We start from the raw sequence: 13,013 nt of genomic DNA, 5'->3' as shown, positions 1-13,013 counted from the left end.
CATGCTGCTTTGGCTGGCACAAAATTTTCAGCAGGATTTCAGTTTCCTGCGCGTATTCAACTTCATTACGTTCCGCGCGGTGTTCGCGACGTTGACGGCGTTGATGATCGGGCTGATCGCCGGACCTGGCGTGATCCGCATGCTGGCACGCCTGAAGGTCGGGCAAGCTGTGCGTACCGACGGCCCGCAAACGCATTTGATCAAGTCCGGTACGCCGACCATGGGCGGGGTGCTGATCCTGATCGCGATTGGCATCTCGACCTTGCTTTGGAGTGACCTGAGTAACCGTTTTGTATGGATCGTCCTGATCGTAACATTGGGTTTCGGCGCTATCGGCTGGGTCGATGACTATCGCAAAGTGGCCTACAAAGACCCGAGCGGCATGCGTTCCCGTGAAAAGTATTTCTGGCAATCGGTGATCGGCGTAGTTGCTGCGATTTACCTGGCGTTCTCTGTATCGGCACCTAATAACACCCAGGTCTGGGATTTGTTCCTGGCCTGGGTAGAGTCTGGATTCAGCCTGGATCTGCCGCCCGAGGCTGACTTGATCGTGCCGTTCTTCAAGACCGTCAGCTATCCGCTCGGCGTCTGGGGTTTCATGGCCTTGACCTACTTCGTCATCGTTGGCACCAGTAACGCAGTGAATCTGACCGATGGCCTGGATGGGCTGGCGATCATGCCGACCGTCATGGTGGGGGCTGCGCTGGGATTGTTTGCTTACCTGACCGGCAACGTGACTTTCGCTAAATATCTGTTGATCCCGCATATACCCGGCTCCGGTGAACTGTTGATCTTCTGCGGCGCGATGGCTGGCGCCGGGCTTGCTTTCCTTTGGTACAACGCCTATCCGGCCCAGGTATTCATGGGTGATGTCGGTGCGCTGGCATTGGGCGGTGCACTCGGTACCGTGGCCGTCATCGTGCGCCAGGAAATCGTGCTGTTCATCATGGGTGGAATTTTCGTGGTCGAAACTTTATCGGTAATGCTGCAGGTGATGTACTTCAAGTACACCAAAAAGCGCTTTGGCGTTGGCCGTCGCGTATTGCTGATGGCGCCGTTGCACCATCACTATGAACAAAAAGGCTGGAAGGAAACGCAGGTTGTGGTGCGTTTCTGGATCATCTCGATGATGCTGGTGTTGTTTGGACTTTCAACTCTGAAGTTAAGGTAGTGAGCGGCAGTAATGGACTATACGGGTAAACATGTTCTGGTATTAGGTTTGGGCGAATCGGGCCTGGCATCCGCATTGTGGGTGGCACATTGCGGTGCCAGCGTGCGCGTGGCCGATACCCGCAGCGCACCGGAACGCTTGCCGCTGTTGTTGCAGGCAATCCCTGCCGCGGAATTTGTCGCCTCCGCCGAGGGTGGCGGTTTTGCCGCCAGCCTGTTGGACGGTATCGATTTTGCCGTGACCAGCCCTGGCTTGGCGCCAAGCGCTGAACTGGCAGAAATTCTGTCGGCCGCGGCTGACCGCAATATCCCGGTATGGGGTGAGATTGAAGTGTTTGCGCAGGCGCTGGCGGCGCTACGCGAGAGCCGCGGCTATGCGCCGAAAGTGATCGCCATTACCGGCACTAACGGCAAGACCACTGTCACCAGCCTGACCGGCTTGCTGTGCGAACGTGCCGGCCTGACGGTGCAGGTGGCAGGCAACATCAGCCCGGCTGCACTGGATGTGCTGCGCAGCGCACTGGAAAAAGATGCGTTGCCGCAGGTCTGGGTGCTGGAACTGTCGAGTTTCCAGTTGCACGCAACATGCAGCTTGCAAGCCGATGCGGCGACCATCTTGAATATCAGCCAGGATCACCTCGACTGGCATGACGACATGCAGTCCTATGTCGCCGACAAAGCGCGCATTTTTGGCAACAACACGATTCGTGTACTGAATCGCGACGATCCGTTGACGATGCAATTCCGCACCGGCAGCAGCGTCAGCTTTGGCTTCGATGAGCCGCTCGACGGCGATTGTTTCGGCCTGATCAGCGATAACGGCATGCAATGGTTGTCGGTGGCGGTGCCGGGCGACGAAGAAGAGCGGGTCGAGAAGCGGCGCAGCAAGAAAGAACAACTGACATTGTTGCCGGTCACGCTCAAGCGCTTGATGCCGGCCGATGCGTTGCGCATTCGTGGCCGCCACAATGCTGCCAATGCATTGGCAGCGCTGGCGTTGTGCCGCGCTATCGATTTACCTTTCGCGCCGCTGTTACACGGGCTGCGCGAATATCACGGCGAGCCGCATCGGGTTGAGCTGGTCACCACCATTGGCGGCGTCGACTATTACGATGACAGCAAGGGCACCAATGTCGGCGCCACGGTAGCGGCACTGAACGGGCTGGGCCGCGGTTCGGATGGCGATGGTAATGCCAGCCACTTGTTGTTGATCGCTGGCGGCGAAGGCAAGGGACAAGATTTTGCACCGCTGGCCGAACCGCTGGCTGCCTACGGTCGCGCACTGTTGCTGATTGGCCGTGATGCGGCGGCAATCCGTGCCGCCGTCGCCAGTCGTCTGGAAACAGCCGGAATCGAGATTCTCGCCTGCGATAGCATGGAGCATGCCGTTACCTGCGCCGCCGAACTGGCCCAGCCCGGCGATGCCGTGCTGCTGTCGCCAGCCTGTGCAAGTTTCGATATGTTCCGCAATTACGCGCACCGGGCGCAAGTGTTCGTCGATGCCGTACGTGAATTGGCCTTATCGCGCGGCGAGGTTGGGTTATGAAATTCGCCTTTCCATCATTTTTAGCGAAATCTGCAGCTGCGCCGGCAGCGCGGCCGCGCCAGCTCGACAGCCAAAAGCATGGCGTCCAGCGGTCGAAAATGATGGAGTACGACCAACCGCTGGTGTGGGTGGTTGTGTTGCTGATGCTGTTTGGGTTGGTGATGGTGTATTCGGCCTCGATCGCGCTGCCCGATTCACCTAAGTATGCGAACTATACGAACTCTCATTTTCTGGTGCGGCAGACGATTTTCATCTGCGTCTCGCTGTTTGCCGGAATGCTGACTTTCCGCATCCCGATAGCCACCTGGCAGCGCTGGGCGCCGTACCTGTTTGTGATCACGCTGATTCTGCTGGCTGCAGTGCTGGTGCCGGGCCTCGGCCGTGACGTCAACGGCGCCAAACGCTGGTTGTCGTTCCGCATCTTTAACCTGCAGCCGTCGGAATTGATGAAGCTGTTTATTGCTCTGTACGCCGCCAATTACACGGTACGCAAACAGGAAGTCATGCACAAGCTGACCAAGGGCTTTCTGCCGATGACTGCCGCGGTCGGACTGGTTGGTCTGTTGCTGATGCTGGAGCCGGATCTCGGCGTGTTCGGCGTGATCGTCTGCATTGCCATGGGCATCCTGTTCCTGGGTGGTATTAACGGTATCTGGTTCGGTGGCATCGGGGCCATGCTGGCCGGCATGTTTACGCTGGTGATCTGGCTCTCGCCGTGGCGGCGCGAGCGTATTTTTGCTTATCTGAATCCGTGGGCGGAAGAAAATGCTCTGGGCAAGGCTTATCAGTTATCGCATTCGCTGATCGCCTTTGGACGCGGTGAATTGTTTGGCGTCGGTCTTGGAGCCAGTGTCGAGAAACTGCATTACCTGCCGGAAGCGCATACCGATTTCCTGCTGGCTGTGATCGGCGAAGAACTGGGGTTTGCCGGCGTGCTGGTGGTGGTCATGATGTTTTATTGGATCATCAAGCGCGCATTTGAAATCGGCCGTCAGGCAATTGCGATGGAGCAGACCTTTGCCGGCCTGACTGCCAAAGGGATCGGCATCTGGATCGGTGTGCAGACGTTTATCAACATGGGCGTCAATCTGGGCCTGCTGCCGACCAAGGGTTTGACTTTGCCTCTGATGAGCTACGGTGGATCGGGGGTGCTGATGAATTGCATCGGTTTGGCGATCCTGCTGCGCATCGATTATGAAAACCGGGTTCTGATGCGCGGAGGCCGGGCATGACATCGCATGTGAAACGTCTGGTCATCATGGCGGCGGGCACCGGCGGCCATATATTCCCCGGCCTGGCAATTGCCGACACCATGCGTGCGCGCGGCTGGCAAGTGACCTGGCTCGGCACCACGCATGGCATGGAATCCGATCTGGTGCCGCAGCATGGTATCGAGATAGACAAGATCGTTTTCGCCGGCTTGCGCGGCAAAGGCGTGGCGCATACGCTGCGCGGCGCCTGGCGCATGCTGCTGAGTTTCCCTGCCTGCTTCCGCATCCTTGGCCGCCGCCAGGCCGATGTAGTACTCGGCATGGGCGGCTACGTGACGGTGCCGGGCGGTGCCATGGCGCGCTTGCGCGGTGTGCCGCTGGTGCTGGTGAATGCGGATGCGGCCTTGTTGTTGTCAAACAAGACTTTGACGCCGTTGGCAAAGCGGGTGCTGTTCGGTTTTCCGGCCGATTTTGGCAAAGCTGCCGCCAAGGCGCTGGTCACCGGCAATCCGGTACGCAAGGAAATCATGGCCTTGCCATTGCCGCAGCAGCGTTACAGTGGGCGCAATGGCCCATTACGTTTGCTGGTGGTGGGCGGCAGCCTCGGCGCCAAAGCGTTGAATGATTGTTTGCCGGCGGCGTTGGCGTTGATTCCCGTCGAATCGCGCCCGAGCGTGACCCATCAGTCCGGCAAGCAGCATATCGATGCCTTGCGCAGCGCCTATGCTGCAGTCGGCGTGAGCGCAGAAGTCGTGGCGTTCATCGACGACATGCCGCGTCGCTATGCCGATGCCGATCTGGTGATCTGCCGTGCCGGCGCCATCACGGTATCGGAACTGACCGCCGCCGGCGTTGCCAGCGTGCTGGTGCCGTTGGTCGCATCGACTACATCGCATCAGCGCGATAACGCCAAATGGATGGCGAGCCAGAAGGCAGCGATCCATTTGCCGCAAACAGAATTGAGTAAAGAACGCCTGGCTGCATTGTTGGCGCAGATCTCGCGCGAAGACTGCCAGGCAATGGCGCAGGCAGCATATGAAAACGGCCGACGCGATGCGAATCAAGCCATCGCGCAGGTTCTTGAAGAATTGGCAGGGACGTAGCATGAAACATAAAGTTAAAAATATTCATTTTGTGGGCATTGGCGGTAGCGGCATGAGTGGCATCGCAGAAGTGCTGCTGAATCTCGGCTACACGATTTCAGGCTCCGATCTCGGTGACAATGCGGCAACCCGGCGCTTGGTTGCTCTCGGCGCTAAGGTCAGCAGAGGCCATGCCGCCGCGAATGTCGATCAGGCCTATGCGATCGTCACATCGACGGCGGTGCAGGCCGACAATCCGGAAGTCGTCGCCGCGCGCGAGAAACATATTCCGATTGTGCCGCGTGCGGTCATGCTGGCCGAACTGATGCGCCTCAAGCGCGGCATCGCGATTGCCGGTACCCACGGCAAGACCACTACCACCAGCCTGGTGGCAAGCGTGCTGGCGCAAGGCGGTCTGGATCCGACGTTCGTCATCGGCGGTCGCTTAACAAGTGCCGGCGCCAACGCCAAGCTGGGTTCTGGTGACTTCATTGTGGCGGAAGCCGATGAGTCGGATGCCTCATTCCTGAATCTGTCTCCAGTGATCGAAGTCATCACCAATATCGATGCTGATCATATGGACACCTATGATCACGATTTCGGCAAGCTGAAGCAGGCGTTTGTCGAATTCACACAGCGTCTGCCGTTCTACGGCGTCGCGGTGTTGTGCATGGACGACGCCAATGTGCGCGAAATCATGCCGCAGATCTCCAAGCTGATCACCACTTATGGTTTCCATGAGGAGGCCGATGTGCGTGCCATTGAGGCCAAGCCGGTCGGCGGCCACATGCAGTTCACGGTGATTCAGAAAGGTTATCAGGCCATGCCGATCAGCTTGAATCAGCCCGGCATGCACAACGTCCAGAACGCTTGCGCAGCGATTGCGATTGCGCGCGAACTGGGCGTTGCAGACGCGGCGATCCAGCAAGCCCTGACCGAATTCAACGGCGTCGGACGGCGCTTTACCCGTTACGGCCAAATCAAACTGCAAGACGCTGCCGGCCAGCCCAAAGGCGAGTTCGCACTGGTTGACGACTACGGCCACCATCCGGTAGAAACCGCTGCCACGATTGCCGCTGCGCGCGGCGCCTATCCGGGGCGACGTCTGGTACTGGCGTTTCAGCCGCACCGCTATACCCGTACCCGTGATTTGTTCGAAGATTTTGTCAAAGTGCTGTCGACGGTCGATGTGCTGGTGCTGGCGGAGATTTATGCCGCCGGTGAGTCGCCGATTGTGGCTGCCGACGGCCGCGCGCTGGCGCATGCGTTGCGGGTCGCCGGCATGGGCGAACTGGTGTTTGTGGAAGATATCAACGACATGCCGAGCGCGCTTCTGAATATCGTACGCGATGGTGATGTAGTGATGACCATGGGAGCCGGTTCAATTAGCGGCGTGCCCGCTAAGCTGGCGCAATTCGTCGAGCAATAAACGCAAAAACAGGTATAGATAGTTGTAGACAGGTACGGATAAGAAGATGAGTGAAAAAATGACAGGCAATCAATTCGGAAAAGTCGGGGTACTGTTCGGCGGGCGTTCGGCCGAGCGCGAAGTGTCGATCATGTCCGGACAAGGTGTGTTGCAAGCCTTGAAAAGCCATGGTGTCGATGCGCATCTGTTTGATCCTGCCGAACGCAGTCTGGCGGAACTGGCGGCGGAGAAATTTGATCGCGTGTTCATCGCTCTGCATGGTCGCTACGGCGAAGACGGCACCTTGCAAGGCGCATTGGAGCAGCTTGGTATTCCTTACACTGGCCCAGGCGTCATGGCGTCGGCGATTGCGATGGACAAGGTGATGACCAAACGTATCTGGCGCAGCATGGATTTGCCGACACCACAATTTCTGGTCCTGGATGCGCACAGCGCCACGCGTGAAGAATTGCGCCAGGTGCCGGATGTGTTGGGATTGCCGCTGATGCTGAAGGCGCCACATGAAGGTTCGACCATCGGTATCAGCAAGGTGGCTGGTTATTCCGACATGAACGACGGTTTTACGTTGTGCGCTAAATATGATGATGTCGTGCTGGCAGAAGAATTCATTCGCGGTCGCGAGCTGACCGTGCCGGTGCTGGGCGCAGGCCGTGCCGCGCGGGCGCTGCCGATTGTAGAGATTCGGGCGCCAGAGGGTAACTACAACTATCAGCATAAATATTTCACTGACGATACCAAGTATTTTTGCCCGGCTCCGCTGGATGCCGCGTTGACCGGGCGGATACAGTCGCTCGCGGTGCAAGCCTACAAAGCGATCGGATGCGAGGGCTGGGCGCGTGTGGATTTCATGTTGCGCGATTCGGATAGCGAACCGTTCCTGATTGAGATCAATACCTCGCCTGGCATGACCGGCCACTCGCTGGTGCCGATGGCAGCCAAGGCGAATGGCGTCAGCTACGAAGATTTGTGTCTGGAAATACTGGCTTCTGCCGCACTGGATCTGAAGCCTAGCGCAGATTGGAAGCCAGAGTGAACGTCAAGTAAGGCAGATGTGAAAATCTAAAGAAATTATTTAAAAAAATTATTTAAAAAATACCTAACGATCCAGGCGATAAAGTCGATAACCATGTGGCAAGACATCAAAATGCTGAACGCAATCTCCAACGCCCTGCTGGGCTTGGCCGCGCTCGCATTATTGGGGGGCGGTATCTGGTGGCTGGCGCAGCGACCGATGTTCATGCTGAAGGAAATCCGCGTCGAGGGTGCTGCTCATAGCGAGCTGCGTCGGGTTAATCCGTTGATCATCCAGGCCAGTGCGCTGCCGCGTATCAAGGGCAATTTTTTTACCGCCAACCTCGATGCGGTGCGCAGCGCCTTTGAATCGGTACCGTGGGTACGCAAGGCGTCGGTGCAGCGCGAATGGCCGAACAAGCTGATTGTGATGATAGAAGAGCATCAGCCGCTGGCGACCTGGGACGATGACGGACGTTTGCTATCGGTGCATGGCGATTTATTTACTGCCAATCTGGACGAGGCAGAGGAAGACGGCGAGTTGCTGCGCCTGTCAGGCCCTGAAGGCAGCGAAAAGGATGTCGTGGCGCGGCTGGCGGACTTCCGCCGCTGGTTCCGGCCGCTTGAGTTGAATCCGGTAGAGGTCGATTTATCAAGTCGCTATGCATGGACTCTGAAGCTGGACAACGGTATGACCGTGGAACTGGGACGAGAGCAAAACAAGGACACGCTGAGAGAGCGTGTGGCGCGGCTGGTGCAGATTTATCCGCAATTGAAGTCGCGTTTGCAGGGGCGGATTGAAAGTGTAGATATGCGGTATCCGAATGGCTTGGCGCTGAAGGCGAGCGGTTTGTCCGGCGGATTGGGAAGCAAGAAAAAATAAGCGAAACATTATGACAAAAGACGCAAAAAATTTGATCGTCGGACTCGACATTGGCACCTCCAAGGTGGTGGCCGTGGTAGCAGAGGTATTGTCGGATGGACGCCATGAAGTCATCGGCCTTGGACAGGCCGAATCAAAGGGCTTGAAGAAGGGCGTAGTGGTCAACATCGAAGCGACTGTCGAGTCGATCCAGCGGGCGCTGGAAGAAGCCGAGCTGATGGCAGACTGCAAGATCCGCAATGTGTATACCGGGATTGCCGGCAGCCACATCCGCAGCTTCAACTCGAGCGGTATGGTGGCAATCAAGGACAAGGAAGTCAGCGCAGCCGATGTCTCGCGCGTTATAGAAACGGCGAAGGCGGTCAATATCCCGACCGATCAGCAATTACTGCATACGGTGCCTCAGGAATTTATCGTCGATAGCCAGGAAGATGTGCGCGAACCGATCGGCATGAGCGGCATTCGGCTTGAGGTCAAGGTGCACATCGTCACTGGCGCGGTTTCTGCTGTACAAAACATCGTCAAGTGCATTCGTCGCTGCGGGCTGGAAGTATCGGACTTGATTCTGCAACCGATGGCGTCTGCCGATGCAGTGCTGACGCCGGACGAAAAAGAGTTAGGCGTGGTGTTGGTCGATATCGGCGGTGGCACTACCGACGTAGCGGTGTTCACTGAGGGCGCTATCCGGCATACGGCCGTGATTCCGATTGCCGGTGATCAGATTACCAACGACATCGCGATAGCGTTGCGTACCCCGACCACGGAAGCGGAAGAGATTAAATTGCGCTACGGCGTGGCCAAGCAAATTCTGGCCGATCCGGGCGAGACGCTGGAAGTGCCAGGGCTGGGCGATCGCAATCCGCGCACCCTGTCGCGCCAGGCACTGGCTGCGGTGATTGAGCCGCGTGTCGAGGAATTGTTTGCGCTGGTGCACCAGGTGGTGCGCGAGTCCGGCTACGAAGAGGTGCTGTCGAGCGGCGTGGTGCTGACCGGCGGTTCATCGATGATGCCCGGAATGATCGAGTTGGCGGAAGATATTTTTCTCAAGCCGGCACGTCTGGGCACCCCGGAGTATCACGGCCAGTTGGCCGATGTGGTGCGCAGTCCACGGTATTCAACAGTGTTGGGTTTGCTGCTGGAGGCGAAGAAGCAATACCTGCGCGGCTATATCGTGACGCGTCAGGAAGGCTCGGCAAAAGCGATCTGGCAGCGCATGAAGGAATGGTTTTTGGGTAATTTCTAGTATCTGGTAGTTTGAGTAATTGCGGGGCAGAGGTTAAGAGTCAACGCTGGGGGGCATTGCCCTCCGCGTTACCGGATGCAATTTGCAGAGACTGGCCGGTTGTTGTGATGTGTGTTTGTATATTTGGTTGAATTTTATTTTTAATGTTGTTTGTGTAACGCGCAGTTGTCAGTCAATAGGCCTCACAGCGCGTGATGCCTATTGACTGAATGCTGCAACTTTATGAGGAAATATCATGGAAATCGATATGCTTGACAATGCAACTTTGGGTACCGTGATTAAAGTCGTCGGCGTCGGCGGTGCTGGCGGCAATGCGGTCCAACATATGATCAATAAAGGGGTGTCGGGGGTTGAGTTCATCGCCGCCAATACCGATGCACAAGCGCTCAAGCAATCGAAGGCGCATAACGTTATCCAGATCGGCGATACCGGCCTGGGTGCCGGCATGAAACCGGCGGTGGGACGTCAGTTGGCGGAAGAGTCGCGCGGTCGCATCGAAGATGCCTTGCGCGGCGCACACATGGTCTTCATCGCTGCCGGGATGGGCGGCGGCACCGGCACCGGCGCTGCGCCGGTGGTGGCGCAGATCGCCAAGGAGCAAGGCGCGTTGACTGTGGCAGTAGTCTCGAAGCCGTTCTCGTATGAAGGCCAGAAGTGCATGGACATCGCCGACGAAGGCCTGGAAGCGTTGTCCCAGCATGTCGATTCGCTGATTATCATTCTCAACGAGAAGCTCGAAGAGATTTACGAAGATGACAGCATGATGGAATGGCTGCAACACGCCGACGATGTGCTCAATAACGCAGTTGCTGGTATCGCTGAAATAATCAATGTGCCCGGTCACATCAACGTCGACTTCAACGACGTGAAGACCATCATGGGCGAACAAGGCAAGGCGATGATGGGAACCGCGACGGCATCCGGCGTGGATCGCGCCCGTCTGGCCGCCGAGCAGGCGGTTGCCTCGCCACTGCTGGATGGCATCGATCTGTCCGGCGCGCGCGGCGTGCTGGTCAACGTCACCGCCAGCCGTAGCCTGAAGGGTAAGGAAATCAAGGAAGTCATGGCAACCGTGCGCGCTTTTGCGGCACCGGATGCGTCGATCGCGCAAGGTATCGCCTACGACGAAGCAATGGGCGACGATATCCGCGTGACCGTGGTTGCCACCGGCTTGGGGCGTGCCCGCAAGGCAGTGCAGTTGGTGCAAGCGCCGATGATGCGGACCGGCACCCACAATGAGCCGCTGGCGCAGCATGGTCAGGCATCGACAGGTCACGGCAGTTCGTCGTTTGAGGGCATGAAGGCGCCAGCGGTATGGCGTCGCGAGTCGGCATCCGATACCGTGCGCGCATTGGAGAAAAACGGTATGGAAACCTACGATATTCCGGCTTTCTTGCGCAAACAAGCCGACTGAGCAAGCGCGCAGGGGCGATAACCCCATAGTGCCGACCGCAGATGGCCGATTTTAACTACTCGCCGTCTGCGGCCGGTTTCTGCACGAAATTGCGGAACAAGGCATACTGCGGGTTGCACGCCGCGTCGGAAGGCGCGGCGTTTTCTTTAGGGGTTTCCACTCACCATTATTCTGGATTTTCAGGATGTGCTCGTGCGGCTTCGGGCTGGTTCTGCAATGCTGGTATCCGGCGCGCTCTGGCAATCGATTGCCAGCGTTTTCGCGATACTAACAAGCCTGATGCGACAGGTTTGTGGCGACCCGGTCACTCAGACAAGGATTTATCATGACTATCAAGATCGGCGATTCCGTACCGGAAGGTAAATTGGCAGAATTCATCGAAACCGAGTCCGAAGGCTGCTCGCTCGGACCGAATTCGTTCAACGTCAGCGATTTGGTCAAGGGCAAGAAGATTGCCTTATTTGCCTTGCCGGGCGCATTTACCCCAACTTGCTCCGCCAAGCATCTGCCAGGCTATATCCAGCATGCAGCAGAATTCAAGGCCAAGGGCGTTGATGAAATCTGGGCGATCTCGGTCAACGACGCCTTTGTCATGGGCGCATGGGGCCGCGACCAAAAGGCCACCGGCATCGTCCGTTTGCTGGCCGACGGCAATGCCGATTTCGTCAAGGCGTTGGGTCTGGATGCAGATTTCGGCAAGTTCGGCATGGGCGTTCGCTCGCAGCGTTTCTCGGCATTGATCGACGATGCCGTGGTCAAGCAGCTGAATGTTGAAGAGGGTGGCAAATTCGAAGTCTCCAATGCAGAAACCCTGCTGGCGCAACTGGGCTGATAGTTAGTTCGTTCTGGTAGATTAAGCAACGCGGTGCCTCGGTGCCGCGTTTTGTTTATCTTGGTAAAAAACGCATTGCGTGTTTTTTACCCAACAGCGCCAACACATCGTTACAGAATAATTGTCAGTCAGACTTATAATCTCATCATGTTGAAACAACGTACCATAAAGAAGATTGTCAAGACCACAGGCATTGGCGTCCATTCCGGCGCCAAGGCCGAGCTGACCTTGCGCCCGGCCGCTGTCGATACCGGCATCGTTTTCCGTCGTGTCGATATCGATCCGCCTGTCGATTTTCCGGCGAGAGCCACCGAAGTCGGTGATACCCGGATGGCGTCGGTATTGATCAAGGATGGTGTCCGGGTATCAACCATCGAGCATTTGATGTCCGCCTGTTGTGGGCTCGGCATCGATAACTTATATATCGACGTGACGGCTGAAGAAATTCCGATCATGGACGGTTCGGCCTCCTCGTTCGTGTTCCTGTTGCAGCAAGCCGGACTGGAAGAGCAGAACGTCGCCAAGAAATTTGTCCGGGTCAAAAAAACCGTAGAAGTCCGCGAAGGCGAAGGAAGCCGCGAAAAATGGGCCCGGCTGGAGCCATGCAATGGCTTCAAGCTGAAGTTTTTCATCGAGTTCAATCACCCCGCAGTGGATGGCACTGGCCAGACTGCGGAAGTCGATTTCAGCACAGAGTCGTACGTGAAGGAAGTAGCGCGTGCGCGCACTTTCGGTTTTATGCAGGACGTCGAGACCATGCGCGGCCTGGGCTTGGCGCGCGGCGGCTCTCTGGAAAACGCTATCGTGATGGATGAGTACCGCATCCTCAACAGCGATGGCCTGCGCTATGAAAATGAATTTGTGCGCCACAAGATTCTCGACGCGATCGGCGATCTATACCTGATCGGTCATCCGTTGTTGGCCAGTTACACCGCGCATAAGTCCGGCCATGGGTTGAATAACCAACTGCTGCGTGCGCTGCTGGCCCAGCCGGATGCCTATGATGTGATAAGTTTCGATGAGCTCACGCAGGCGCCCGGGGCCTATCAACGACAGGTCGGGCAAGAGTGGGCCTTGAACTGATTGTTACGGCTGACCGAAAATTGACCCAGCAAAGGGCATAGTGCTGATTCAAAATTGACCCAGGTGTTCTACTTGCCCTGTCTAATTTTTAGGCAGGAGATATAAGGTG

Annotated in this window: 11 protein-coding genes; all 11 read left to right on the top strand. The window is 57.2% G+C overall.

What is annotated here, in order from left to right:
* Window position 1 precedes the first annotated feature (1 nt).
* A complete protein-coding gene (gene mraY, locus ACIQ0R_RS00845) occupies window positions 2-1,171 on the top strand; it encodes a phospho-N-acetylmuramoyl-pentapeptide-transferase (RefSeq protein WP_395822748.1) in 1,170 nt (389 codons plus the stop codon).
* Window positions 1,172-1,183: 12 nt separating this feature from the next.
* The gene (murD, locus tag ACIQ0R_RS00840) at window positions 1,184-2,716 is read left to right on the top strand and encodes a UDP-N-acetylmuramoyl-L-alanine--D-glutamate ligase (RefSeq protein ID WP_395822746.1); all 1,533 of its coding nucleotides are present in this window, start codon (window positions 1,184-1,186) and stop codon (window positions 2,714-2,716) included.
* Complete coding sequence (gene ftsW / locus ACIQ0R_RS00835; protein ID WP_395822744.1) at window positions 2,713-3,948, top strand: putative lipid II flippase FtsW; 1,236 nt, start codon at window positions 2,713-2,715, stop codon at window positions 3,946-3,948. Before murD ends, ftsW begins: the two co-directional genes overlap by 4 nt.
* The gene (gene murG / locus ACIQ0R_RS00830) at window positions 3,945-5,030 is read left to right on the top strand and encodes an undecaprenyldiphospho-muramoylpentapeptide beta-N-acetylglucosaminyltransferase (RefSeq protein WP_395822742.1); all 1,086 of its coding nucleotides are present in this window, start codon (window positions 3,945-3,947) and stop codon (window positions 5,028-5,030) included. The genes ftsW and murG overlap by 4 nt, the downstream gene beginning before the upstream one ends.
* A gap of 1 nt (window position 5,031) precedes the next feature.
* Window positions 5,032-6,438 (top strand): UDP-N-acetylmuramate--L-alanine ligase, encoded by a 1,407-nt coding sequence (murC, locus tag ACIQ0R_RS00825; RefSeq protein ID WP_395822740.1) that lies wholly within the window; start codon window positions 5,032-5,034, stop codon window positions 6,436-6,438.
* A 58-nt stretch (window positions 6,439-6,496) separates the two neighbouring features.
* Window positions 6,497-7,471 carry a D-alanine--D-alanine ligase gene (locus ACIQ0R_RS00820; RefSeq protein ID WP_395822738.1) on the top strand — a complete coding sequence of 325 codons (975 nt, stop codon included), beginning with the start codon at window positions 6,497-6,499 and terminating at the stop codon, window positions 7,469-7,471.
* Between the two features lie 93 nt (window positions 7,472-7,564).
* Window positions 7,565-8,332 carry a cell division protein FtsQ/DivIB gene (locus tag ACIQ0R_RS00815; protein ID WP_395822736.1) on the top strand — a complete coding sequence of 256 codons (768 nt, stop codon included), beginning with the start codon at window positions 7,565-7,567 and terminating at the stop codon, window positions 8,330-8,332.
* A 10-nt stretch (window positions 8,333-8,342) separates the two neighbouring features.
* Window positions 8,343-9,575 carry a cell division protein FtsA gene (gene ftsA / locus ACIQ0R_RS00810; protein ID WP_395822734.1) on the top strand — a complete coding sequence of 411 codons (1,233 nt, stop codon included), beginning with the start codon at window positions 8,343-8,345 and terminating at the stop codon, window positions 9,573-9,575.
* Between the two features lie 235 nt (window positions 9,576-9,810).
* A complete protein-coding gene (gene ftsZ / locus ACIQ0R_RS00805) occupies window positions 9,811-10,989 on the top strand; it encodes a cell division protein FtsZ (RefSeq protein ID WP_395822732.1) in 1,179 nt (392 codons plus the stop codon).
* Window positions 10,990-11,314: 325 nt separating this feature from the next.
* Window positions 11,315-11,821 carry a peroxiredoxin gene (locus ACIQ0R_RS00800; RefSeq protein WP_395822730.1) on the top strand — a complete coding sequence of 169 codons (507 nt, stop codon included), beginning with the start codon at window positions 11,315-11,317 and terminating at the stop codon, window positions 11,819-11,821.
* A 147-nt stretch (window positions 11,822-11,968) separates the two neighbouring features.
* Entirely contained in the window at window positions 11,969-12,904 is a 936-nt protein-coding gene (gene lpxC, locus ACIQ0R_RS00795; protein WP_395822728.1) for a UDP-3-O-acyl-N-acetylglucosamine deacetylase, read from the top strand.
* The last annotated feature ends 109 nt before the right edge of the window (window positions 12,905-13,013 follow it).

This window comes from Collimonas sp., from assembly GCF_044339385.1.
Classification (GTDB): Bacteria; Pseudomonadota; Gammaproteobacteria; order Burkholderiales; family Burkholderiaceae_D; genus Collimonas.
Note: the sequence above shows the minus strand (reverse complement) of the source record. Positions and strands in the feature narration are given on the sequence as shown.

Excerpts from the sequence above, each read along its gene's own strand:
- ACIQ0R_RS00820 (WP_395822738.1), top strand. The coding sequence starts at position 6,497 with ATGACAGGCAATCAATTCGGAAAAGTCGGGGTACTGTTCGGCGGGCGT.
- murD (WP_395822746.1), top strand. The coding sequence starts at position 1,184 with ATGGACTATACGGGTAAACATGTTCTGGTATTAGGTTTGGGCGAATCG.
- lpxC (WP_395822728.1), top strand. The coding sequence starts at position 11,969 with ATGTTGAAACAACGTACCATAAAGAAGATTGTCAAGACCACAGGCATT.
- ftsW (WP_395822744.1), top strand. The coding sequence starts at position 2,713 with ATGAAATTCGCCTTTCCATCATTTTTAGCGAAATCTGCAGCTGCGCCG.
- murC (WP_395822740.1), top strand. The coding sequence starts at position 5,032 with ATGAAACATAAAGTTAAAAATATTCATTTTGTGGGCATTGGCGGTAGC.
- ftsZ (WP_395822732.1), top strand. The coding sequence starts at position 9,811 with ATGGAAATCGATATGCTTGACAATGCAACTTTGGGTACCGTGATTAAA.
- ACIQ0R_RS00815 (WP_395822736.1), top strand. The coding sequence starts at position 7,565 with ATGTGGCAAGACATCAAAATGCTGAACGCAATCTCCAACGCCCTGCTG.
- ACIQ0R_RS00800 (WP_395822730.1), top strand. The coding sequence starts at position 11,315 with ATGACTATCAAGATCGGCGATTCCGTACCGGAAGGTAAATTGGCAGAA.
- murG (WP_395822742.1), top strand. The coding sequence starts at position 3,945 with ATGACATCGCATGTGAAACGTCTGGTCATCATGGCGGCGGGCACCGGC.
- mraY (WP_395822748.1), top strand. The coding sequence starts at position 2 with ATGCTGCTTTGGCTGGCACAAAATTTTCAGCAGGATTTCAGTTTCCTG.
- ftsA (WP_395822734.1), top strand. The coding sequence starts at position 8,343 with ATGACAAAAGACGCAAAAAATTTGATCGTCGGACTCGACATTGGCACC.